The following is a 23,362-nucleotide window of genomic DNA, read 5'->3' on the forward strand; positions in this document are numbered from 1 at the left end:
CGGCGGCGGGCTCAGCCCTATTCAGCCGGCGTATACCGGAAAGCGCTTGCACAGGCCTTCTACCTGCTCGCGCACACGGTCATTAACGGTTTCATCTTCCAGGTTATCCAGCACGTCGCACATCCAGCCAGCCAGGTCCCGACACTCGGACTCACCGAAGCCACGGGTAGTCACAGCAGGCGTACCGATGCGCAGGCCGGAAGTAACGAAGGGCGAGCGCGGATCGTTAGGCACCGCGTTCTTGTTAACGGTGATATGAGCCTTGCCCAGGGCCGCATCGGCGTCTTTACCGGTGATGTCCTGTTTGATCAGGCTGACCAGGAACAGGTGGTTCTCGGTGCCACCGGAAATCACGTCAAAACCGCGGGAAACAAACACGTCGGCCATGGCCTTGGCGTTCCTGATCACCTGCTTCTGGTAGGCCTTGAATTCGTCGCTCATGGCTTCCTTGAAGCAGACCGCTTTAGCGGCGATCACGTGCATCAGTGGGCCGCCCTGGCCGCCGGGGAACACCGAGGAGTTCAACTTCTTCTGCAGGTCGGCGTCGTCGCAGGCCAGAATCAGGCCACCGCGTGGGCCACGCAGGGTCTTGTGAGTCGTGGTCGCAATCACGTGCGCGTGGGGAACCGGATCCGGATAGACGCCTGCGGCCACCAGGCCTGCAACGTGAGCCATATCCACAAACAGGTAAGCACCGACTTTATCCGCAATGGCGCGGAAGCGGGCGAAATCCAGCGCCTGTGAGTAGGCGGAGAAGCCGGCGATGATCATCTTGGGCTTGTGCTCAAGGGCCAGGCGCTCGACATCGTCGTAGTCGATCAGCCCGGTGTCAGTGTCGATACCGTACTGAACGGCGTTGTAAATCTTGCCAGAGAAATTAACGCTGGCACCATGAGTCAGGTGTCCGCCGTGAGCAAGGCTCATGCCCAGCACGGTGTCGCCCGGCTTGAGCAGGGCCATGAAAACCGCAGAGTTGGCCTGTGATCCGGAATGGGGCTGCACGTTGGCATAAGCCGCCCCAAACAGTTCCTTGGCGCGACTAATGGCCAGATCTTCAGCAATATCAACGAATTCGCAGCCACCGTAGTAGCGTTTGCCGGGGTAACCTTCGGCGTACTTGTTGGTCAGCACGCTGCCCTGCGCTTCCATGACCCGTGGGCTGGTGTAGTTCTCCGAGGCGATCAGCTCGATGTGAGCTTCCTGCCGTTCGGTTTCCGCCTGCATGGCGTTCCAGAGTTCGTCGTCGTAGCCGGCGATTTTCATATCACGATTAAACATGGATGCGCTGCCTCTATGTGCTTAGCTGCCCTGAAATTTGGGCGCCTATTCTAGCCTGAAAAGGGGTACAAAATCATCTTCTGGTTGTTCAGTGGAATGCTCCGTAGAAACCGGTATGAAGCCGATGGCTATTTCCTCTCAATTGCTATCGCTGATTGGTTTCGATACCTTACTCGGTCAATGTTCATTGCTTGCGGCCACTGACTGTAGACTACCGGCCATCGGCCAGGGCGATCCGGGATACGCTGTGAATACGTCCATGTACGATGGCCTTATCCAGACTCCTTCAGTCATTCCGCCATTCAACAGCCCAGATCAGCAAGAAGGATTCCGACACATGGCGCAATATGTCTACACTATGAACCGCGTTGGGAAGGTTGTTCCTCCCAAGCGCGAGATTCTCAAAGATATTTCTCTCAGTTTTTTTCCCGGCGCCAAGATCGGCGTTCTGGGCCTGAACGGCTCGGGTAAGTCCAGCCTTCTTCGCATTATGGCCGGGATCGACGAGGATTACATCGGCGAAGCCCGCCCGCAGCCTGGCATCAATGTGGGCTATCTGCCCCAGGAGCCGGAGCTAGACGACACCAAGACCGTCAAGGAAATTGTCGACGAAGCGGTTGCCAGCGTCCATAACGCCCTGGCTGAACTTGATCAGGTGTACGCGGATTACGCCGAACCGGATGCCGACTTTGACGCCCTGGCTAAGCGCCAGGGCGAGCTGGAAGCATTGATTCAGGCCACGGACGGCCATGATATTGAGCGCAAGATGGAAGTGGCCGCCGATGCCCTGCGACTGCCCGCCTGGGATGCCATGGTCAAGAACCTGTCCGGTGGTGAGCGCCGCCGTGTAGCGCTGTGTCGCCTGTTGCTGTCCGCGCCGGATATGCTGCTTTTGGACGAGCCCACCAACCACCTGGACGCCGAGTCTGTGGCGTGGCTGGAGAGATTCCTCCACGATTTCGATGGCACCGTTGTAGCCATCACCCACGACCGTTACTTCCTGGATAATGTCGCCGGCTGGATTCTGGAGCTGGACCGTGGCCAGGGTATTCCGTTTGAGGGCAACTACAGCCAGTGGCTGGAGAACAAGGAAAAGCGCCTGGAGATGGAGTCCAAGCAGGAAGCCTCTCATCAGAAAGCGGTCAAGCAGGAGCTGGAGTGGGTTCGCAGCAACGCCAAGGGACGTCAGTCCAAGAGCAAAGCTCGTCTGGCCCGCTTTGAGGAAATGAGCTCCCAGGAATTCCAGAAGCGAAACGAGACCAACGAAATCTACATTCCGCCCGGACCGCGTCTTGGCGACAAGGTGATTGAAGTTGACGGCATCAGCAAATCCTTTGATGACCGACTGCTCTATGAAGACGTGTCATTCAGTGTGCCGCCGGGCGCCATCGTGGGTATTATCGGTGGTAACGGTGCGGGTAAGTCCACCCTGTTCCGGATGATTGCTGAAAAAGACAAGCCGGATTCCGGCAACATTGTTGTGGGTGAAACTGTCGAGCTTGCCTATGTCGACCAGATGCGCGACCTGAATGACGAAAAAACCGTCTGGGAAGAACTGAGTGACGGCAACGACATCATTAAAATCGGCAACTACGAGACTCCTTCCCGCGCTTACGTGGGGCGCTTCAACTTCAAGGGCTCTGACCAGCAGAAGCGGGTGGGCGACCTGTCCGGTGGTGAGCGTAACCGCCTGCACCTGGCGAAACTATTGAAGGAAGGCGGCAACGTGTTGCTGCTGGACGAACCGACCAACGACCTGGACGTGGAAACCCTGCGGGCGCTGGAAGAAGCGCTGCTGAACTTCCCCGGATCTGCCCTGGTTATCTCCCACGACCGCTGGTTCCTGGACCGGGTGGCCACGCACATTCTGGCGTTTGAGGACGACGGTGAGGTGGTTTACTTCGAAGGTAACTTCACGGATTACGATGAAGACCACAAAAAGCGCAAGGGGGATTCCGCCATGGTGCCCCAGCGCATGAAGTATAAGAAGCTGGCCTGATGGCCAAAGCGAAAACCGCCTTTGTCTGCACCGAATGCGGTTCAGACTATTCCAAGTGGCAGGGCCAGTGCACGGCCTGCCAGGCCTGGAATACAATTACCGAGGTTCGCGGTGTAAGCGGCAATGCCAAGGGCAGCCGCGGGCAGCGCTTTGAAGGGTTTGCAGGTAGTCTGTCAGAAGTGCAGAGCCTGGACGATGTCAGTCTCGCGGAACAACCAAGAATCAGTTCCGGCATGGCCGAATTCGACCGGGTTCTGGGCGGCGGGCTGGTGGAAGGTTCCGCCGTACTGATGGGCGGCCATCCAGGCGCTGGCAAAAGCACCCTGCTCCTTCAGGCCGTCTGCCATCTGGCGGCCAGCACACCGGCCCTATATGTCACCGGCGAGGAATCCCTGCAGCAGGTGGCCATGCGCGCCAAACGCCTCAGCCTGCCCACCAAAGACCTGAAGATGCTGTCGGAAACCAGTGTTGAAAGGGTCATGCAGGTGGCGGAGGCGGAAAAGCCCCGGATCCTTGTGGTGGACAGTATTCAGGTCATGCACGTGGCCGAGTCCGAGTCGGCTCCGGGCAGCGTGTCCCAGGTGCGAGAAAGCGCCGCTTACCTCACCCGGTTTGCCAAGCAGACCGGCACCATTCTGTTTCTGGTGGGCCACGTCACCAAGGACGGCAGCCTGGCGGGGCCGAAAGTGCTTGAGCATATGATCGACTGCTCAATTCTGCTGGAAGGTTCCAGCGACAGCCGTTACCGCACGCTCCGGGGCATCAAGAACCGGTTTGGCGCGGTGAACGAGCTCGGCGTATTTGCCATGCTGGAACAGGGCCTGAAAGAAGTTAAGAACCCCAGCGCGATTTTCCTGAACCGTGGCGAGGAAGCCGCACCCGGCAGTGTGGTGATGGTTGTCTGGGAAGGCACGCGGCCGATGCTGGTGGAAATTCAGGCTCTGGTGGACATAGCACAAGGTGGGTATCCGCGCCGGGTGGCGGTGGGGCTGGATCAGAACCGGTTGGCGATGTTGCTGGCGGTGCTGCATCGCCATGGTGGCCTTCATGTGTCGGATCAGGATGTGTTTGTGAATGTGGTTGGCGGCGTAAAGGTCAATGAGACCAGCGCTGACCTTGCCTTACTCTCGGCTGTTGTGTCGTCTTTCCGGGATCGGGCTTTGCCCCAGGATCTGGTGATTTTCGGGGAGGTGGGTCTGTCTGGCGAGATCCGGCCAGTGCCCAGTGGCCAGGAGCGGATTTATGAGGCCTCCAAACACGGATTTACCCGAGCACTGGTGCCCAAGGCCAATGCACCGCGGAAGGCCATTGAGGGGATGAAAGTGATTCCGGTTGCCAAGCTGAGTGATGCGCTTTCGGCTCTGGAGGATTTATGAGCCTAATCAATAAGATGCGCAAATTCACGTTCTAGCAATGCCTGATCCCCAAGATTCAGTTCCACCAACCGCTTCAGATGTGTAGCGCTTTCAAGATCAATGTACTGGCACTTGAAACCCAGGCGATGAGTTTCAACATGTCGGAGTTCAACGGCCATAACGATGCCGGTTTCGTGGTCGTCCAGCATTATCACTATTTCGCAGGGTTCTTTTAATGGCACGTCCCAGTTCTCGGGACGCGCAACCAGAACACCTTTGAGGGAAATATCCAGCACTTCGCTCGACCACACGGAATCCCTGCAGTGCAGTTCGCAGCCGGCATCGAAGGAGATTCTGTGAAAACGGCGTTTTTCAGCGGATTTGGCTGGCAAGGGGCTGCTCCTGACTGTCTTCAATGGCCGGTGGGGCCCTGTTTCCCTGAAAACTCTGGGCTCTCAGGGAATATAGACCCCACGCGGCAATGTTACTAGTCAATCATCAGCTCTGGTTATGGTATCGGGGGCTCAGCTCAGTGACGGCGCGGATGAAGGCTCCGGCGTGTTCCGGGTCAACGTCCGGCGTTATGCCGTGGCCCAGATTAAAGATGTGACCAGGACCATTGCCGTAGCGGGACAGGATGTCGGCCACTTCTTCGCGGATTCGCTCCGGTGGCGCAAACAGCATGGCCGGATCCATGTTGCCCTGCAGGGCTACTTTGTCGCCAATGCGTTTGCGGGCTTCGCCGATGTCGGTGGTCCAGTCCAGGCCGACGGCGTCGGCGCCGGATGCGGCGATGGATTCCAGCCACTGGCCACCGTTCTTGGTGAACAGGATGACCGGAACATGGCGACCGTCGTTTTCTCGAATCAGCCCGTCCACGATTTTCTTCATGTAGCGCAGCGAAAACTCTTCGTAGGCCCAGCTGCTCAGCACACCACCCCAGGTATCGAAAATCTGAACGGCCTGGGCGCCTGCGCGGATCTGGCTGTTCAGATAGTCTATTACTGAGTTAGCCAGGTGGTCGAGCAACCGGTGCATGGCCTCCGGCTGGCCATACATCAGTTTTTTCGCTTCCCGGAAGTCCTTGGATGAGCCACCTTCAATCATGTAGGTGGCCAGGGTCCAGGGGCTGCCAGAGAAACCAATCAGCGGCACTGAGCCGCCCAGAGCGCCACGGATGGTGGACACCGCGTTCATCACGTAATCCAGATCCACATCGGCCTTCAGCGTCGGCAGGGCATCCACATCGGCAGCGGAGCGAATGGTGTTGCGGAACTTGGGCCCTTCCCCAGTTTCGAAATACAAGCCCAGGCCCAGAGCATCGGGAATGGTCAGTATGTCCGAAAACAGGATGGCTGCATCCAGCGGATAACGCTCCAAAGGCTGCAGTGTCACTTCGCAAGCCAGCGGCGTGTTCTTGCACAGACTCAGGAAGTCACCGGCTTTTGCCCGGGTAGCACGGTATTCCGGCAGGTAACGCCCGGCCTGACGCATCATCCACACCGGCGTACGGTCGACGGGTTGGCGCATCAGGGCACGCAGCAGGCGATCGTTCTTTAGTTCGGTCATACGTCCAGATAATCCATAATGCCCTCGGCGGCCTGGCGGCCTTCCCAGATTGCGGTGACTACAAGATCAGAGCCCCGAACCATGTCACCACCGGCGAAAATTTTCGCGTTGCTGGTCTGGAATGGGAACTCGACTTCTTCCGGCGCGCTGACGCGGCCGGATTCGTCCGTGGATACTTTCTGCTCGTCGAACCAGTCGGCGGGGCTGGGCCGGAAGCCAAAGGCAACCAGTACGGCGTCCGCCGGGATCACTTCTTCACTACCCGGCACGACTTCCGGACGCTGGCGGCCGTTTTCATCGGGCTCGCCCAGTTGGGTCCGCACCACCTTGACGCCTTCCACCTTGTCTTCACCGATAACCGCGATGGGCTGACGGTTGAACAGGAACTTCACGCCCTCTTCCTTGGCGTTTGCCACTTCGCGGCGGGAACCGGGCATGTTGCTCTCATCACGACGATAGGCACAGGTTACGCTGGCCGCCTGCTGACGGATTGATGTGCGGTTGCAGTCCATGGCCGTGTCGCCGCCACCAAGCACCACCACACGCTTGCCCTTCATGTCGATAAAATCTTCGGCGTCTTTCTCGAAACCGAGACGGCGATTGACGTTGGACACCAGGAACGGAAGCGCGTCGTGTACGCCATCCAGGTCTTCACCCGGGAAACCACCCTTCATGTAGGTGTAGGTACCCATGCCCATGAAAACCGCATCGTACTCTTCCAGAATGTCAGCCATGGCCACGTCCTTGCCCACTTCCGTGGACAGGCGGAATTCCACGCCCATTTCCTCAAAAATCTTGCGGCGGCGAGTCATGACCGACTTTTCCAGCTTGAATTCAGGAATACCGAAGGTCAGCAGGCCCCCGATTTCCGGGTAAATATCGAAAACTACCGGCTTTACGCCGTTCCGGACCAGTACGTCGGCACAACCGAGACCGGCGGGCCCGGCGCCGATGACAGCCACCTTCTTGTCGGTCCATTTCACCGCCGACATATCCGGCTTCCAGCCCAGGGCAAAGGCGGTATCGGTGATGTATTTTTCCACCGAGCCAATGGTTACCGCACCATAGCCATCGTTCAGCGTACAGGCACCCTCACACAGGCGATCCTGGGGACAGACACGGCCACATACTTCCGGCAGTGAGTTGGTCTGGTGGCAAAGCTCGACGGCTTTCATGATGTTGCCTTCCGACACCAGCTTCAGCCAGTTCGGAATGTAGTTGTGCACCGGGCACTTCCACTCACAGTACGGATTGCCACACTCGAGACAGCGATGGGCCTGGGAAGAGGCGTGATCCTGAGTGAACTGGTGATAGATCTCACCAAACTCTTTCTTGCGCTTCTTAGCGGGCACTTTTTTCGGGTCAACACGCCCGACCTCGACAAACTGGAAGTCGTTACTCAGTCGTTCTTTCATTATGAAGCTCTCATCAAACTCAATTTCGACGGCGGCGCTGCGTCCACTGCAGCGCCTCTATTTGGCTAATGTGCCGCTTATTCCGGGCGAGCCCGGGTGCTGGCCAGCAGGCTGCGCAGATTCGCAGCCTTAGGCTTGACCAGCCAGAAACGGCCGATGTAATCGTCGAAATTGTCCAAAATGTGATCTGCCCATTCGCTGGACGTTTCAGAAATGTGCTCACGGATCACACCCCGAAGGTGGTTTCGGTAAGACTCCATCTCTTCACTGGAAATCCGCTGTATTTCCACTAGTTCGTGGTTGTACTTGTCCACGAAGGTGTTGTTGATGTCCAGCACGTAAGCGAAGCCGCCGGTCATACCGGCACCAAAGTTATGTCCGGTGCTGCCCAGAACCGTGATCAGGCCACCAGTCATGTATTCGCAGCAGTGGTCACCGACACCTTCGATCACCGCGTGGGCGCCGGAATTTCTCACGCCGAAGCGCTCACCTGCCGTGCCCGCCGCGAACAGCTTGCCGCCCGTGGCGCCGTATAGACAGGTGTTACCGACGATCGATGTCTCCTGGGACTTGAAGCTGCTGCTCGCCGGTGGGCGGACAACCAGCTTGCCGCCAGTCATGCCTTTGCCGACGTAGTCGTTGGCATCGCCTTCGAGGATCAGATTGAGGCCGCCCACGTTCCAGACACCGAAGCTCTGGCCCGCAGTGCCGGTCAGGTTCAGAGTGACCGGCGCCGACACCATGCCCTGGTTGCCGTGCAGGTCGGCGATTTCTCCGGACAGGCGCGCACCGATGGAGCGATCACAGTTAGTCACCCGGTAGCTGAACTCGCCACCCTTCTTCTCGGCAATGGTCTCTGCCGTATCCTTGACCATCTGCTCGGCCAGGGTACCCGGGTCAAACGGATGGTTCCGTTCCACCTGGCAGGTGTTGGGTTTGTCCGCCGGAATATGTTCATTGTGCAGCAGGCGGCTCAGATCCAGCTTCTGCTGACGCGGCGTATTGCCCGGCAGGCGCTCGAGCAGGTCGACGCGACCCACCAGCTCTTCCAGGCTGCGAACACCCAACTGGGCCAGCCAGCCGCGGGTTTCTTCCGCCACAAAGCGGAAGAAGTTCATGGCCATTTCCACTGTGCCTTTGAAGTGCTCTTCACGCAGGTGCTCGTTCTGGGTTGCCACACCGGTGGCACAGTTGTTCAGGTGGCAGATGCGCAGGTATTTGCAACCCAGCGCCACCATCGGCGTGGTGCCGAAACCAAAACTTTCTGCACCCAGAATAGCGCCTTTTACCACGTCCAGACCGGTCTTGATACCACCGTCTGTCTGCAGGCGGATCTTGCCACGCAGGTCATTGGCCCGCAGCGCCTGCTGGGTCTCGCTTAAACCAAGCTCCCAGGGTGATCCGGCGTAACGGATGGAGGTCAGGGGACTGGCCGCTGTGCCGCCATCGTACCCGGATACGGTAATCAGGTCGGCGTAAGCCTTGGCAACGCCCGCGGCAATAGTGCCGACACCGGGCTCGGAAACTAGCTTGACAGATACCAGCGCTTTCGGATTGACCTGCTTCAGGTCAAAAATCAGCTGCGCCAGATCCTCAATCGAGTAGATATCGTGGTGCGGCGGTGGCGAAATCAGGGTGACGCCAGGCACGGAGTAACGCAAACGGGCAATGAGGTCGTTGACCTTACCGCCCGGCAGCTGTCCGCCCTCACCCGGCTTGGCGCCTTGGGCAACCTTGATCTGCATGACGTCTGCACTGCGCAGATATTCTGCAGTCACACCAAAGCGGCCAGAAGCCACCTGCTTGATCTTGGAGCGCTTGTTGGTGCCGTAACGGGCCGGATCTTCACCGCCTTCACCCGAGTTGGAACGTCCTCCCAGGGTGTTCATGGCAACCGCCAGCGCCTCGTGGGCTTCCGGCGACAGAGCGCCAAGCGACATGGCCGCTGAATCAAAGCGCGGGAAAATGTTTTCAACCGGCTCAACTTCGGAAAGATCGATGGGCTTCAAATCTTTACGGAAAACCAGCAGGTCCCGAAGCGTAGCCACCGGGCGCTCGTTTACCAGTCCCGCATATTCCATGTACTGACCATAGTCGCCGCTGGTGACGGCTTCCTGCAGCCTGGCCACCACATCCGGATTGAATGCATGGTATTCCTGGCCGTGAACATACTTCAGCAGGCCGCCCTGGGAAATTGGCTTGCGCGGCTTCCAGGCCACTTTCGCCAATTCCTCCTGATCCTGCTGAAAATCGTAGAACCCGGCACCCTGAATTCGGCTGGGAACGCCTTTAAAGCAAAGATCGACAACTTCATCCGCCAGACCAATCGCTTCAAACAGTTGCGCACCGCGATAGGAGGTAATGGTGGAGATACCCATCTTGGACAGGATCTTCAAAAGCCCCTTGTTGATGCCCTTGCGGTAATTATTCTTCGCATCGATGGGGTCCATCATGACTTCACCAGTGCGGATCAGGTCGTTCAGCACCTGGAACGCAAGGTACGGATAGACCGCAGTCGCGCCAAAGCCGAAGAGCACGGCAAAGTGATGCGGATCTCTTGCCCAGCCGGTTTCAACCAGGATGTTGGAGTCACAGCGCAGGCCGTTCTTGACCAGATGGTGATGCACCGCGCCAGTTGCCATCAGGGCATTAGCGGGAATTTCACCTTCCGCAAGGTCTTTGTCGCTCAATATCAGAATGACCTTGCCATTACGTACCGCCTGCTCAGCGGTCTGGCAGATCTGTTCGATGGCCTTTTCCAGTCCCATCTCCGGACGATAGCCCAGCGGAATCTTCGCAACCTCAAAGCCGGGACGATCATTGTTGGCGATCTTCAGGAACTTGGCCGGTGACAGAACGGGCGTGGTCAGGATGATCCGGTTCGCGTGCTCCGGGGTTTCCTCGAATACGTTGCGCTCGGCGCCAATGCAGGTCTCAAGGGACATGACAATGGACTCACGCAGAGGATCGATCGCCGGGTTGGTGACCTGGGCAAATTTCTGGCGGAAATAGTCCGCCACATGGCGGACACGACTGGAAAGCACCGCCATGGGTGTATCGTCACCCATTGAGCCCACAGCTTCCTGACCATTCTCTGCCAGCGGACGCAGAACCTGATCGCGCTCTTCGTAAGACACCATGAACATCTTCTGATGAACCTGCAGGTCTTCCGACTTCATCAGTTTGAATTCAGGTGTTTCCTGATTAAGTGTTGCCTCAACCCGCAGGGAGTTGTCCCTCAACCATTGCTTGTAGGGCTGCGCTGTTTTCAGGCGCTGATCTATATCTTTGGTATGAAGAACTTCGCCGGATTTCGTGTCGATGGCCAGCATCTGTCCGGGGCCTACCCGGCCTTTTGCCACCACGTCTTCCGGCTTGTAGCCGTAGGTTCCGATTTCAGAGGCCAGCGTAATAAAGTCGTCTTTGGTGATAACCCAGCGCGCTGGGCGCAGGCCATTCCGGTCCAGCATACAGACGGCATAGCGACCATCAGAGAGCACCAGCCCGGCCGGGCCATCCCAGGGCTCCATGTGCATGGAGTTGTATTCGTAGAAGGCACGCAGCTGGGAATCCATGGTGTCAACGTTCTGCCAGGCGGGCGGAATCATCATGCGCACAGCACGGAAAAGGTCGACACCGCCAGCCAGGAGTACCTCAAGCATATTGTCCATGCTTGAGGAATCGGAACCGGTCAGGTTAACCAGGGGCTGCAGGGTCTGCAGATCTGGCAGTGACGGTGAACTGAACTTGGCCGCCCGGGCGATGGCCCAGTTGCGGTTGCCGTCCACTGTGTTGATCTCGCCGTTGTGGGCCAGGTAGCGGAACGGCTGAGCCAGCGGCCATTTGGGCGCTGTATTGGTGGAGAAGCGCTGGTGAAACACGCAGATAGCCGTCGCCAGGTCCGGATCGCCCAGATCCTTGTAAAAATTGGCCAGATCCGCGGGCATCATCAGGCCCTTGTAGGCCAGCGTACGGTGGGACAGGCTGCAGATGTAGAATTCAGGGTCTTCGGCCATGTCCCGTTCGGCATGACGGCGACCGACAAACAGAGCAATGGCAAATTCCTGCTCAGTCTGTTTAGTTGGCACTACAAAGACCTGCTCGATCCAGGGCAGGCAGTCGAGCGCCATTGGGCCCAGGCAACTATCGTCTGTAGGAACTTTGCGCCAGCCCATGATTTCCAGACCCTGCTCAGTCAGACGCTTTTCAATGGCTGTCCGCCCCGCCTGAGCCTGAGATTCGTCCGGGCTCAGAAATACCTGGCCAACAGCGAATTCGCCCTCCGGCGCCTTACCAAAGCATTCCTTGGCAGTCTTGCGCAGAAAGGCGTCAGGGCTCTGGATCAAGAGACCACAACCGTCGCCGGTCTTGCCGTCTGCAGCAATACCACCACGGTGGGTCATACAGGTCAGAGACTCGATGGCAGTTTGCAACAACTTGTGGCTGGTCTCTCCCTTCATGTGGGCGATCAGACCAAAGCCGCAGTTGTCCCTGAATTCATCGGGATGATACAAACCTGTCGTCATAAGCGTTCTCTCGAGTAGAAATGCTTTTCAATCAAAGAGTTAAACTGCGTTCACAAAACGTGCACTCTTCGACACTGAAAATGAGGGCTGGCCATTTTACACGCGTACAAATACGTACTCAAACCAAAGAGGTTTAATACTAGGGCGACAAAAGGTCAGTTACGAGGGTAACCGGACGTTACGCCTTGAGGTAATGAAGAGCAGAACCTTTTGTTTTCAAACAGGATTCCCCTGCTAATAAAGGTACTTTCCGATCAGAATCCGCTCAACTGTCTGATCCATGGGGACTGGCGCTTCAGTGATCGGGGCAACTGGCTGATCGCCTCTCTGGCCGCGTCTTTGGTCGCAAAATTACCAAAAAAACCGATGTACCAGTCGCTTCCCTGCCGTGTGGACACAGTATACCGGATACTGAGCACGGATTCGTGCTGGTCTATAACATTGATAACCGTTTGCTCCTGGTTGCCGGCAATGACCTGAATGGTCCAGGCGTTCCAGGCACGAACTTCCGCTAGCGGCACGAAGGCAGAGGGTTTCATGGGAGTAAATGAGGCCTCTGGCTCTGGCTCTGGCTCTGGCTCTGGCTCTGGCTCTGGCTCTGGCTCTGGCTCTGGCTCTGGCTCTGGCTCTGGCTCTGGCTCTGGCTCTGGCTCTGGCTCTGGCTCTGGCTCTGGCTCTGGAGCAGGATCCGGTATTTGCGGCTCGATAGGCAACTCGGGGGCAGGAGCCGCGGGCGCCACCTGCCCGGTTATGTCAACAACCGGATTATCTGGACCGATGGTCACGCTTTTCCGCACGGGCTCTGGGCTCGACGGCATCTGCTCCCGCTCGACTGACGCGTCGTACTGGAGGGAAACCAGCCACCACGAAACCGCCAGCAACACCAGCGCCAGGGCCGGCCAACGGGCACTGGTAACCCAGCGGTAGCGCTGCGCAGGCGGGTTTTCTGCAGGGACTCTGTCGAGCCACACGGCCGGCGCAATACGTTTCAGCCGGCCAAAACTACCGTGGCTGAGACTATGAAGAAGCGCAAGACGGGGTGACGACAGCATCACTTTCACATCGCCACCGGCCTTGTGGATTCGTGGCTCAAGATAGGCAAGCATCTCATCGCTTGAAAGGGGGCGCAAATGAATCTGATAAACACCCTCGCTATCACCCGTCAGCCCGAGAAGCCCAATCAGCTCATCCGTGCCGCTAAATACGACGACCGCTGCTGATGCACGTTCAGCGGCATGATAGGCGGACAGTAACAGGCGCAGCACATCTGCCGGCACCTGATCGGCATCATCAACCAGCAACACCATGCGCCGTCCTTTCCGGGCCCGGGTTTCTGACCAGCGAAAGAAGCCGTAAACCGAATCGCGGGCACCCTCGGTGGCCTCCAGGCCTCGATAAGCCAGCCTCACCAGGGCGCTGGCCAACGCCTGTGTGCTGGTCAGTGAACCGGCCGATATCTGGTGGAAGTCAAGCCGGGATGACTCACTGCGAACCAGCTCAGCCAGAAGCCTGCTCTTGCCTGCGCCTGTATCTCCGGTCAGAACCAGTGCAAGATCGCCAAAACCACTCAGATGACGAAGCGTCTCAAGTGCGTGATGCCGAGCTGCGTCCGGAAAAAACGGAAGATCCATGGCCAGCGGGTTCGAATTGAGCCCAAGCCTCGCCTCGAGATCGGCGTGCAACTCCGTCTCGCCAGGACCTACCAGCTCATCATCCGCTAGGGTCATTTCCAGCCCTGCTCCCTTTCCAAGTTGAATTGGCCGTTGAACGGTCAGCGCTCATCAGACGGCAGGCTGACAATAGGCTTGCAGGGTATCCTGAAGATGCCCGGCGCCGGCATCCTCAGTGATCACTGCCTCACCCAGGGCGGTCAGCAGAACAAGTCGAAGACTACCATCCACGTTTTTCTTGTCGACAGCCATCAACGACCGAAAATCCTCTGGCGTCATGCCCGGAGGCGCCCGGTCAGGCAGCCTGGCGCCGGTAATCAACCGAATTGCACGATCCCGGTCATCCTCTGTAATCCAACCTTGCCTGGCTGACAGATCGGCTGCCATCATCATTCCGGTTCCGACTGCCTCACCATGAAGTATGGTGCCGTAGCCGGCGAAGGTTTCGATGGCGTGACCAAAGGTGTGCCCCAGGTTGAGGATTGCCCGCAGGCCACTCTCACGCTCGTCCAGAGCGACCACCTCAGCTTTGCAGGCGCAGGAACGGTAAATGGCCTCCGCAAGGGTTTGCTGGTCCAGATCAAGCAATTCGGCGATGGAAGACTCCAGCCAGGTCAGAAAATCCGGGGCGCGGATCAACCCGTACTTGATCACCTCTGCCAGGCCCGCGGAAACCTCGCGCGCAGGCAGGGATTGCAGGCTTTCGGTATCAATCAGCACCATTTCCGGCTGATGAAACGCGCCAATCATATTCTTGCCAAGCGGGTGATTGATGCCGGTTTTTCCACCAACCGACGAATCCACCTGCGACAGAAGCGTCGTTGGCACCTGGATAAAAGCAACGCCGCGCTGATAGCAGGCCGCGGCAAAGCCCGCCATATCACCGACTACGCCACCACCGAGCGCCACCAGCGTGGTTTTTCTTGAGTGGCGCTTCTCAAGCAGCGCATCGAAGATCAGGTTGAGGGTTTGCCAGTCCTTGAATTTCTCGCCATCAGGCAGAACAACGGTATCCACCTGCTTGCCCGGAAAACATGCCCGGGCGGACTCCAGATACAGCGGCGCGACGGTGTCGTTGGTGACGATCATGACCTGGGAGCCAACAACCCAGGGGGTCAGATCCGCAGTGCCCAGCAGACCCTGACCAATCAGAATCGGGTAGCTGCGGTCGCCCAGATCAACGTTCAGCTCTCTGGTAATCTCATGCATGTTTCTTACCCTCTTTGCCAACCTTTCTTACCTGCCTGGGCGATTTCGGGTTCATCTGGTTGATCAGTTGGCGAACGACCAGGCGCGGACTTTTTCGATCTGTAAACATCACAATATCCGCAAGCTGGGTGTAAAGCGGATCTCTCAGCGCGAACAGTCGCCGCAGCACCGCCTCAGGATTGTCGTTCTGAAGCAGGGGCCGGTTCTTATCTTTGCGGGTTCGCTCAACCTGCTGTTCAATTGATGTTTTCAGGTAGACAACGACGGCGTCGCGTTTGAGATGGGGGTGATTTTCTTCCCGCATCACTGCACCTCCGCCGGTCGCCAGAACAGACTCGGGCTCATCGGCAAGCTCATTGAGCATGGCTGTCTCTCTCTGCCTGAAACCGTCCTCGCCCTCGACATCGAAGATCCAGGGAATGTTGGCCCCACATCGCTCTTCAATGATCCGATCAGAATCCATAAAGCGGTAGCCCAGCTCCCTGGCCAGCATTCGGCCAATGGTGCTTTTGCCGGCGCCCATTGGGCCAACCAGGACAACTCGTTTAGGCAGGGACATAGCTCATGCTCACGTATGTTCAGGCGGGTGAGAATATCACAGGGTCAGCCTTTCCATAAGTTTCCACAAATCAACCACCAAAAAAAACCGCCGTGGAGACGGCGGTTTTTTTTGCAGTGAGACCCGTTACTGAATCAGGTCGCTCTTGATGATCTTGGGCGTGATAAAGATCAACAGTTCGCTGCGCTCGTCGATGTGCTCAGTGCGCTTGAACAGTCGGCCGAGGTAGGGGATGTCCCCCAGGAACGGTGTCTTGGTCGTGGTGGTTGCCACTTCAGACTGGAAGATACCACCGAGCACGACTGTTTCGCCGTTACCAACCAGTACCTGAGTGGTCACCGAGTTGGTATTGATAGAGGGAATACCACCGGTCACTTCGCCTCGCGAATCCTGATTCACCACCAGATCCATAATGATCTTGTCGTCCGGTGTGATCTGCGGGGTGACTTCCAGGGACAGTGCCGCTTCCTTGAACGAAACTGACGTTGCACCGCTTGAAGACGCTTCCTGATAGGGAATCTCTTCACCGGATTTGATGGACGCGGTCTGGCGGTCTGCAGTGACTACTCGAGGCTGCGACACAACCTCGGCCTGACCATCGCTCTCGAGCGCCGAGAGTTCCAGATCAACCAGATAATCATCGCTGCCCCAGCCGAGGGCAAAGGAAGAGGCGCCTTGTCCGGTTACACCCAGATCAACTGCAAGCGCTCCCGGGAACGTCGTTTCAAATCCAACACCCGGAGCCGATGAATCCCGACCATCCTGAACGCCGTCGAGTGAACCGCCAACGGACACTACACTGCCGTCGCCGCGGATATCGTAAGCAGCACCACCCCAGCGAACACCAAGGTCCTCGGCAACGTTGGTCTGGGCGCGAACGATTCGCGCCTCGATAGACACCTGGCGAACAGGCACGTCCCAGGTGGTGACCAGACGACGGATTTCATCCAGCTTCTCCGCCGTTTCACGAACGCTGATGGTATTGGTTCGGGCGTCAGAGGAAACAAAGCCCCGCGAGGAAATAAGCTCTTCGTCCGCCTGGATTAGGGAAACCACATCGGCCGCTTTGGCATAGTTCACCTGAATGATGTCCAGACGAACCGGAGCCAGTTCCGCAATCTGCTTGTTGGTTTCAAGCTCGAGGCGCTCACGAGCCGCAATTTCGTCAGCCGGTGCTACCAGCAGGACATTACCGATCTGGCGCTTGTCCAGACCTTTGGTTTTGAGAATCAGATCCAGCGCCTGATCCCATGGCACGTTCTGCAAGCGAAGTGTGATGCTGCCGCTGACGGTATCGCTGGCTACCAGGTTGAGGCCAGTAAAGTCAGCAATCAGCTGCAGCACTGAACGCACTTCGATGTCCTGGAAATTCAGGGAGAGCTTGTCACCGGTATACGGGAACTTCTCTTCACGACGGGATTCGGCTTCCTGCTCGGTCAGTTGTTCAACGCTGACGGTGAACTCACTGCCTGACTGATAGGCGATATAGTCGTAGTTGCCTTCAGGACGAATCTCGACCACGGCACTGCCATTCTCGATGAAAGTATCAATGCGGGTCACGGGTGTTGCGAAATCGGTTACATCCAGCCTGCGACGGAGATTCTCCGGGACTGTGAGGCTATCCATGGTAAGACGAATCTTGCCACCGAGCTCGGATAGGTCAACGGGGGCACCTGCACTGCCAAGATCGACAATGACACGTCCTTCTCCATCTTTGCCGCGGCGGAAGTCGACACCGGCAAGCTCATCGGCACCAGACGACGCGCTGGCGCTGGCGCCCATCACAGCAGACGAGGAAGAGGAAGAAACCGAAGTCGATCCGCCGGATTCAGACCCGATAACCATAACGAGACTGTTCTGGTTGCGGACGGTTTCATAGGGAACCAGCTCCGCCAGGTTGAAAATCAGGCGGGTGCGGTCACTGGTCTCTACCACTGTCATGCTCTGGGCATTACCGGAGCCAAGGGAGATATTCCGGGAATCAAGGCCGCTGGTTGTACCCCGCAGATCCACGGCGATTCTCGCCGGTCGCTCGATGGTATAACCGGTCGGTTCCGGTGGGGCACCGTCAAAAGACAGAGTAACCTCCGTTCGGTCGCCGGACAGTGACGAAAACGACACGTCTTCCAGAGTGACCGCATTGGCCAGGCCGGACAACAACCCAAGAGCAATCATGCTGACGTATACATTGAGTTTTCTAAACATCGCTAGCCTCGACCCTAAACTTTTTTGTTCGTGCATGTTTCTTTCACTATTCATTGTGCCGCTCCTTAGCCCTCTGCCTCGCCGTCCAGCGTCAGCGAGCGCGGACGCTCGACCCATCCGCCGCGACCATTGGGAACGATCTCGATCAACTCAACCCGGGTTTCGTTGACACCAATAATCCGGCCATAGTTCTGACCCATATAATTACCAGTCCTGACCCGATGAATGCCGCCGGTGTTATCCCGGATCAGCGCAAAAAGATTGCCTGATCCAGAACCCGAATCTTCACCCGCTTCTCTGTTCAGGGTTCCGACCATCGTCAGCTCTTTCAGCCCAAAGTTTTCCAACACCTCTTTTGGCCTGTCCAGATCCGGCTCAATGTCACTGATGGGCTCCTCATCCATCATGGTGAGCTGAACGTCCACCGGCGGCTCGAAAGGCGCTCTGCGATCTGCAGCCGAATAGGTGAAGGCTTCATAGGATTTGAATTCCGGGAGGGGCTCTACGAACCCCCTTGGCTTTGCCCGTGTCTCGGCCATGAACTGGTCAAGGTCGGAGAATCCGTTACCCTGGGAACACGCCGTCAGCAGTGAAACCAGACCAATACCAAAACAGGCTTTCATTGCATGCTTCAGACTCATGCTCACTCCCCTGCCCTGTATCGATAGGTGCGCGCAACCACCTGCATGTTCAATCGCTCTCCGTCACCGGCAGCCGGTGTTATCTTGAGGTCATGCAGCGTTACGATCCGGGGCAAGCCGGCAACGCTACTGACAAAACTTGCGAGCTCATGATAAGAGCCATCGACGCGAATATTGATCGGCAGTTCTGAGTAGAAGTCACGCTGAACCTCCCCCTGAAGCGCGACTTCCTGCAGCTCCAGACCACTACCGAGTGCAGTATTGGTAATGTCCTCAAGCAGCCCGGGCACTTCTGTCTCGCTCGGCAACTGGCGCACGAGCGCCCCGAAGGTTTCCTCCATCTCCACCATCTGGGACTTGAAGACTTCGAGGTTGGCAACCTGGTAGGCCTTGCTTTCGTAGCGCTCACGCAGTTGCTGCTCTTCCTGTTTGACGCGCTCAAGTGCCACATACTGATCCTTTATAAAGAACCAGTAGCCACCGCCCAGAATCAGGCCAAACACCAGCAACGCAACAATCGCCTTGACAGGTGCCGGCCAGATTCCGGCGTTGTTGATATCAAGATCATTGATATCGAATTCATTCAGTTTCTGCATGGAGTCCGCGAGGCTCATTATTCATCCCCCTTTTCGGGCTCTGGCGTTTTCTGCTGTACGGTCAGGTTGAACTGGCTATACCCAGCCCTGCGACTGTCGGCAGATGCAACGTTTGAGAGATTGGGATTGGTAAACCACTCGGAGTCCTCAAAGCGACGCATCAGGGAAGCGATCCGGCTGTTGGATTCGGACATGCCCACAATGCTCAACCGCTCGCCAGTCTTGCTCAGGTCAGTGTAATAAAGTCCGTCTGGCAGCGTTCTGACCAGTTCATCGAAAACCCGCACGATCACCGGGCGCTTGCCCTGGAGATCCTGAATGACCCGCATACGTGCCAGCAGTTCATCACGCTTGCGCTTGAGGTCTTCAATTTCCTTGATCTGCTGATCCAGCTGCTTTGTCGCGGTTTCGATATAGGCATTGCGCGATTCCTGATAGGCAATCCGGCCATCCATATCGCTTTTCCAGAGAAACGCCAGGCCGCCCGCAATGATAGCGGCGCCAAAAATCATCACAACGAACTGCTTCTGCTTTTCCGCCCGTAGCTCTTCGCGCCAGGGTCTGAGGTTAATCTTTGCCATTAGTCAAAGCTCCTCATTGCCAGGCCACACGCAATCATCAGCGACGGGGCATCGTTACTCAGCGAAGACGCATTGACACGGGAGCCAACCGCCATATCCGCAAACGGGTTGGCAACCAGCGTTGGCGTGCTTGTCTTTTCTTCAACCATTTCGGTCAGACCCTGTATCGAAGCTGTCCCACCGGCAAGCACTACATAGTCCACGGCGTTGTACTGGCTTGCGCCGAAGAAGAATTGCAGCGCCCGGGCAACCTGCTGAACAACCGCTTCGCGGAACGGCGTCAGTACTTCGGACTCGTAATCGTCAGGAAGGCCGCCCTGTTTTTTCGCCAGGCCAGCTTCCTCGAGAGAGAGACCGTAGCGGCGCTGGATTTCTTCAGTAAGCTGCTTACCACCAAAAATCTGTTCGCGGGTGTAAACGGTCTTGCCTTCAGCGAGGACGCTCAGAGTCGTCATGGTGGCGCCAATATCAACAATGGCGACAACCAGTTCTTCGCCCTGGGAGTCGAGCTGCGGTTCAATCAGCGAAAATGCGCGTTCCAGAGCGTAAGCCTCAACGTCGACCACCTTGGTCGTCAATGACGCAATTTCCAGCGCATCTTCCCGGATGTCCACGTTCTCTTTCCGGCAAGCTGCCAGTAGCACGTCTACCTGATCAGGGTTTGATTCAGATGGGCCCTGGACTTCGAAATCAATGGCCACCTCATCCAAAGGATAAGGAATGTACTGATCCGCCTCGAGAGTGATCTGGTCTTCCATCTCAAATTCATTGAGACCACCGTCCATCTGGATCAGCTTGGTGATCACGGCGGAGCCGGAAACGGCCACGGCAACCTGTTTGACGCCGGTGCGGGCTTTGGAAGCGACCCGTTTCAGGACCTCTCCGACCGCCTCAACGTCAGTGATGTTTTTTTCTACGACGGCATTGGCCGGTAACGGCTCTACCGCGTAGCTCTCGACCTTGTAGCGGTCACCCTGTTTTGATAATTCCAGTAACTTGACCGAGCTGGAGCTGATGTCCAACCCGAGAACCGCACTGGATTTTTTTCCTAACAATCCGAACACTGGCTCACCCTATACCTGGTTACACGCACCGGGTCATGAATGGTTTGTTAAAACCGTTTCATATGTGTTTTTTATTTAAGAGAATTTCTTTATCTTTCCGTCTACAATGCCCATTCTTCTTTTATCATGAGCAGTGCTGCCCGGAAGTGTCTCTTCCTTCCTAAAGCAATTTCTCAAATGATAGACCTATATCCAACAGTTGTCAGAAAAAAATGTCTCATTTGTTGCGCACATCTCGCCTCTTTGCCTGGTTCTTTGTTGTCGGTCTCAGTATCGCCACCCTGGTTGGTTCCGGATTCTATCTTTACCTTCGACCCGGTTTGCCAGCGGTTGAACAGCTTCTGGACATTAAACTTCAGACCCCACTACGGGTCTACAGCGCAGACGACAGATTAATAGCAGAATTCGGTGAAAAGAGAAGGGCACCAGTCACAATAGAACAGATCCCTACAATTCAGTTACATGCGTTTCTCGCGGCGGAAGACGCCCGTTTCTATGAGCACTTCGGGGTCGACATCAAAGGCCTGATGCGGGCTGCAATCGAACTGGTCTCCACCGGCGAGATCCAGTCTGGCGGCAGCACCATCACAATGCAGGTTGCAAAAAATTACTTTTTGTCACGCGACAGGACGTTTATTCGCAAGTTCAACGAGATACTTCTGGCTCTTCAGATTGAACGTGAACTGGATAAAGACCGCATCCTGGAGCTGTACCTGAACAAAATCTATCTGGGTAACCGGGCTTATGGAATAGAGGCTGCATCGGAGGTTTACTACGATAAACCGGTTGCCGAATTGTCCCTGGCCCAGATGGCCATGCTTGCAGGTCTACCGAAAGCCCCTTCTGCCTTTAACCCGATTGCCAATCCTGAGCGGGCGGGTATCCGGAGAAACTGGATCCTGGGGCGCATGCGGGACCTTGGTTACATCACAGACGATGCCTTCGAGCAGGCATCAACAGCGCCGATAACCGCCAGCTACTATGCGCCGTCGACCGAAGTGGACGCCGACCATATCGCCGAAATGGCCCGAAAGGAGATGGTCGACCGTTTCGGTGATGCTGCCTACACCGATGGCTATACGGTCAAGCTGACCGTGAACAGCAAACGACAGCAGGAAGCCACCGATGCGTTGCGTGCCGGACTCGAAGCCTATGACCAGCGGCACGGCTTTCGGGGCCCGATTGGCCAGGTATCCGAAGCCGACCTTGCCCCGGACAATCTGCCCGGACTGATGGCCGGCTACCCGAGAGTCGCCAGTCTGATCCCCGCCGTGGTGACTGCCGTTAAGGATGAAGACGCCGTTGCCGAGATCTATGCGCGTACCCTGGGGGAAGCGATCATACCGTTTGAAACCATGACCTGGGCCCGACGCTACAAAACCGAAGATCTTACCGGGCCAGAGCCGGAAAAACCCTCGGACGTGGTTGATGTTGGCGACATCGTTTACGTAAAAACCATGGAAATCCAGCCGGTCCAGGCCCCGACAGAAAATTCGCCCGAGCAAGCTCCGGAGACCGACAACCGGCTGCAGCTTGCGCTATCCCAGGTGCCGAAGGTTCAGGGCGCGCTGATCTCGCTTGAGGCAAAAACCGGTGCGGTTGAGGCTCTGTCGGGCGGCTACAGCTTCAGCCAGACGAAGTACAATCGGGCAACTCAGGCGCGTCGCCAGCCAGGGTCAACATTTAAACCCTTCCTCTATCTGAGCGCTCTGGAAAAGGGGAAAACCCCGGCCAGCATCTACAACGATGCACCCATTGTATTTGATGATTCGGAGCTGGAAACCACCTGGCGACCACAGAATTCATCCGGGCAGTTCTATGGTCCGACGAGGCTTCGGGAAGCACTTTACCGCTCGCGCAACCTGGTATCCATTCGCCTGCTTCGAGACCTTGGCATCGAATCAACCATCGACTACCTCAAGCAGCTGAAAATTCCGACCGACGATATGCAGAAAGACCTGTCGCTCTCGCTCGGCAGCGGCCTGCTGACTCCTATGGATCTGGCCCGGGGTTTCGCGGTGATTGCCAACGGCGGCTACGACGTGGAGCCCTACTTTATAGAAAGCATTACCGACGTTAACGGCGAAGCGCTCTACACCGCTCCGGACACCGTGCTTTGCGACCGGGACTGCGAGAAAAAGCAGGCTGAACTCAATGATGACGCAGGCGAAAAAGAACCGGAGACACGACTGGCCGAACGCCTGGCAGACGAACGCGCCGTCTATATTCTTCATTCAATGATGCGGGACGTGATCCGCCTGGGCACAGGGCGCCGTGCACTGGCACTGGGACGCGATGACATCAGCGGAAAAACCGGCACCACCAATGAACAGCGCGACACCTGGTTTGGCGGCTTCAATCACGACATGGCCACGACTGTGTGGGTCGGATTCGACCAGCCGGCACCCCTGGGCCGTAGCGAATTCGGCGCCAGCACCGCACTCCCGATCTGGCTCGACTATATGGAAGATGCGTTGAAAGGCCAACCATCATCGCTGATGCCTCGCCCCAATGGCATCGTGAACGTACGAATTGACTCCGAAACCGGCAAACGTGCCCGGCCGGGACAGGAAGGCGCTATCTTCGAAGTGTTCCGTGAGGAAGACGCACCACCGCAGCTGGATCCGGACGACGAGCCCAACGAATCCGGGGACAATGGCGGCGGAGGAGATTTTTCGCGCCAGATCTTCTGAAC

16 protein-coding genes are annotated in these 23,362 nt (G+C 57.0%); 3 read left to right on the top strand and 13 right to left on the bottom strand.

Annotated features, from left to right (window positions below):
* Positions 1-21: 21 nt before the first annotated feature.
* The gene (gene glyA / locus E5Q11_RS14990; protein ID WP_135804273.1) at positions 22-1,278 is read right to left on the bottom strand and encodes a serine hydroxymethyltransferase; all 1,257 of its coding nucleotides are present in this window, start codon (positions 1,276-1,278) and stop codon (positions 22-24) included.
* A 337-nt stretch (positions 1,279-1,615) separates the two neighbouring features.
* Here glyA and ettA point away from each other — a divergent pair, with 337 nt between their 5' ends.
* Positions 1,616-3,277 carry an energy-dependent translational throttle protein EttA gene (gene ettA / locus E5Q11_RS14995; RefSeq protein ID WP_135804274.1) on the top strand — a complete coding sequence of 554 codons (1,662 nt, stop codon included), beginning with the start codon at positions 1,616-1,618 and terminating at the stop codon, positions 3,275-3,277.
* Positions 3,277-4,653: a DNA repair protein RadA gene (radA, locus tag E5Q11_RS15000; RefSeq protein ID WP_135804275.1), complete on the top strand. Its 1,377-nt coding sequence runs from the start codon at positions 3,277-3,279 to the stop codon at positions 4,651-4,653. The genes ettA and radA overlap by 1 nt, the downstream gene beginning before the upstream one ends.
* Positions 4,654-4,655: 2 nt before the next feature.
* On the opposite strand, the gene E5Q11_RS15005 is transcribed toward radA, so the two are convergent.
* The 12 genes from E5Q11_RS15005 to E5Q11_RS15060 form a co-directional block, all read right to left on the bottom strand.
* On the bottom strand, positions 4,656-5,024 hold the full coding sequence (locus E5Q11_RS15005; RefSeq protein ID WP_135804276.1) for a PilZ domain-containing protein: 369 nt from the start codon (positions 5,022-5,024) through the stop codon (positions 4,656-4,658).
* A 106-nt stretch (positions 5,025-5,130) separates the two neighbouring features.
* On the bottom strand, positions 5,131-6,201 hold the full coding sequence (gene hemE, locus E5Q11_RS15010) for a uroporphyrinogen decarboxylase (protein ID WP_135804277.1): 1,071 nt from the start codon (positions 6,199-6,201) through the stop codon (positions 5,131-5,133).
* Positions 6,198-7,616, bottom strand: coding sequence for an FAD-dependent oxidoreductase (locus E5Q11_RS15015; protein WP_135804278.1), 1,419 nt, complete (start codon positions 7,614-7,616; stop codon positions 6,198-6,200). Before E5Q11_RS15015 ends, hemE begins: the two co-directional genes overlap by 4 nt.
* Before the next feature lie 77 nt (positions 7,617-7,693).
* Complete coding sequence (gene gltB, locus E5Q11_RS15020; protein ID WP_135804279.1) at positions 7,694-12,142, bottom strand: glutamate synthase large subunit; 4,449 nt, start codon at positions 12,140-12,142, stop codon at positions 7,694-7,696.
* A 254-nt stretch (positions 12,143-12,396) separates the two neighbouring features.
* Complete coding sequence (locus E5Q11_RS15025) at positions 12,397-13,869, bottom strand: AAA family ATPase (RefSeq protein WP_228260641.1); 1,473 nt, start codon at positions 13,867-13,869, stop codon at positions 12,397-12,399.
* A 54-nt stretch (positions 13,870-13,923) separates the two neighbouring features.
* On the bottom strand, positions 13,924-15,021 hold the full coding sequence (aroB, locus tag E5Q11_RS15030; protein WP_135804280.1) for a 3-dehydroquinate synthase: 1,098 nt from the start codon (positions 15,019-15,021) through the stop codon (positions 13,924-13,926).
* Positions 15,014-15,580: a shikimate kinase AroK gene (gene aroK, locus E5Q11_RS15035; protein ID WP_135804281.1), complete on the bottom strand. Its 567-nt coding sequence runs from the start codon at positions 15,578-15,580 to the stop codon at positions 15,014-15,016. The genes aroB and aroK overlap by 8 nt, the downstream gene beginning before the upstream one ends.
* Before the next feature lie 126 nt (positions 15,581-15,706).
* Positions 15,707-17,785 carry a type IV pilus secretin PilQ gene (gene pilQ / locus E5Q11_RS15040; protein ID WP_225315059.1) on the bottom strand — a complete coding sequence of 693 codons (2,079 nt, stop codon included), beginning with the start codon at positions 17,783-17,785 and terminating at the stop codon, positions 15,707-15,709.
* A gap of 65 nt (positions 17,786-17,850) precedes the next feature.
* Positions 17,851-18,426, bottom strand: a complete 576-nt coding sequence (locus E5Q11_RS15045; RefSeq protein WP_135804283.1) for a pilus assembly protein PilP — start codon at positions 18,424-18,426, stop codon at positions 17,851-17,853.
* Between the two features lie 2 nt (positions 18,427-18,428).
* Positions 18,429-19,040: a type IV pilus inner membrane component PilO gene (locus E5Q11_RS15050; RefSeq protein ID WP_135804284.1), complete on the bottom strand. Its 612-nt coding sequence runs from the start codon at positions 19,038-19,040 to the stop codon at positions 18,429-18,431.
* Positions 19,040-19,603 carry a PilN domain-containing protein gene (locus tag E5Q11_RS15055; RefSeq protein WP_135804285.1) on the bottom strand — a complete coding sequence of 188 codons (564 nt, stop codon included), beginning with the start codon at positions 19,601-19,603 and terminating at the stop codon, positions 19,040-19,042. The genes E5Q11_RS15050 and E5Q11_RS15055 overlap by 1 nt, the downstream gene beginning before the upstream one ends.
* Positions 19,603-20,667 (bottom strand): pilus assembly protein PilM, encoded by a 1,065-nt coding sequence (locus E5Q11_RS15060; RefSeq protein ID WP_135804286.1) that lies wholly within the window; start codon positions 20,665-20,667, stop codon positions 19,603-19,605. Before E5Q11_RS15060 ends, E5Q11_RS15055 begins: the two co-directional genes overlap by 1 nt.
* Positions 20,668-20,879: 212 nt before the next feature.
* On the opposite strand from E5Q11_RS15060, the gene E5Q11_RS15065 reads away from it, so the two are divergent.
* Positions 20,880-23,360 carry a penicillin-binding protein 1A gene (locus E5Q11_RS15065; protein ID WP_135804287.1) on the top strand — a complete coding sequence of 827 codons (2,481 nt, stop codon included), beginning with the start codon at positions 20,880-20,882 and terminating at the stop codon, positions 23,358-23,360.
* Positions 23,361-23,362: the final 2 nt, after the last annotated feature.

It is taken from the genome of Marinobacter confluentis (genome assembly GCF_004785685.1).
GTDB lineage: Bacteria > Pseudomonadota > Gammaproteobacteria > Pseudomonadales > Oleiphilaceae > Marinobacter > Marinobacter confluentis.

What these genes read in the sequence shown, in the direction of transcription:
- glyA (WP_135804273.1), bottom strand. Translation starts at nt 1,278, where the DNA reads ATGTTTAATCGTGATATGAAAATCGCCGGCTACGACGACGAACTCTGG.
- ettA (WP_135804274.1), top strand. Translation starts at nt 1,616, where the DNA reads ATGGCGCAATATGTCTACACTATGAACCGCGTTGGGAAGGTTGTTCCT.
- radA (WP_135804275.1), top strand. Translation starts at nt 3,277, where the DNA reads ATGGCCAAAGCGAAAACCGCCTTTGTCTGCACCGAATGCGGTTCAGAC.
- hemE (WP_135804277.1), bottom strand. Translation starts at nt 6,201, where the DNA reads ATGACCGAACTAAAGAACGATCGCCTGCTGCGTGCCCTGATGCGCCAA.
- E5Q11_RS15015 (WP_135804278.1), bottom strand. Translation starts at nt 7,616, where the DNA reads ATGAAAGAACGACTGAGTAACGACTTCCAGTTTGTCGAGGTCGGGCGT.
- gltB (WP_135804279.1), bottom strand. Translation starts at nt 12,142, where the DNA reads ATGACGACAGGTTTGTATCATCCCGATGAATTCAGGGACAACTGCGGC.
- E5Q11_RS15025 (WP_228260641.1), bottom strand. Translation starts at nt 13,869, where the DNA reads ATGACCCTAGCGGATGATGAGCTGGTAGGTCCTGGCGAGACGGAGTTG.
- aroB (WP_135804280.1), bottom strand. Translation starts at nt 15,021, where the DNA reads ATGCATGAGATTACCAGAGAGCTGAACGTTGATCTGGGCGACCGCAGC.
- aroK (WP_135804281.1), bottom strand. Translation starts at nt 15,580, where the DNA reads ATGTCCCTGCCTAAACGAGTTGTCCTGGTTGGCCCAATGGGCGCCGGC.
- pilQ (WP_225315059.1), bottom strand. Translation starts at nt 17,785, where the DNA reads ATGTTTAGAAAACTCAATGTATACGTCAGCATGATTGCTCTTGGGTTG.
- E5Q11_RS15045 (WP_135804283.1), bottom strand. Translation starts at nt 18,426, where the DNA reads ATGAGTCTGAAGCATGCAATGAAAGCCTGTTTTGGTATTGGTCTGGTT.
- E5Q11_RS15050 (WP_135804284.1), bottom strand. Translation starts at nt 19,040, where the DNA reads ATGAGCCTCGCGGACTCCATGCAGAAACTGAATGAATTCGATATCAAT.
- E5Q11_RS15055 (WP_135804285.1), bottom strand. Translation starts at nt 19,603, where the DNA reads ATGGCAAAGATTAACCTCAGACCCTGGCGCGAAGAGCTACGGGCGGAA.
- E5Q11_RS15065 (WP_135804287.1), top strand. Translation starts at nt 20,880, where the DNA reads ATGTCTCATTTGTTGCGCACATCTCGCCTCTTTGCCTGGTTCTTTGTT.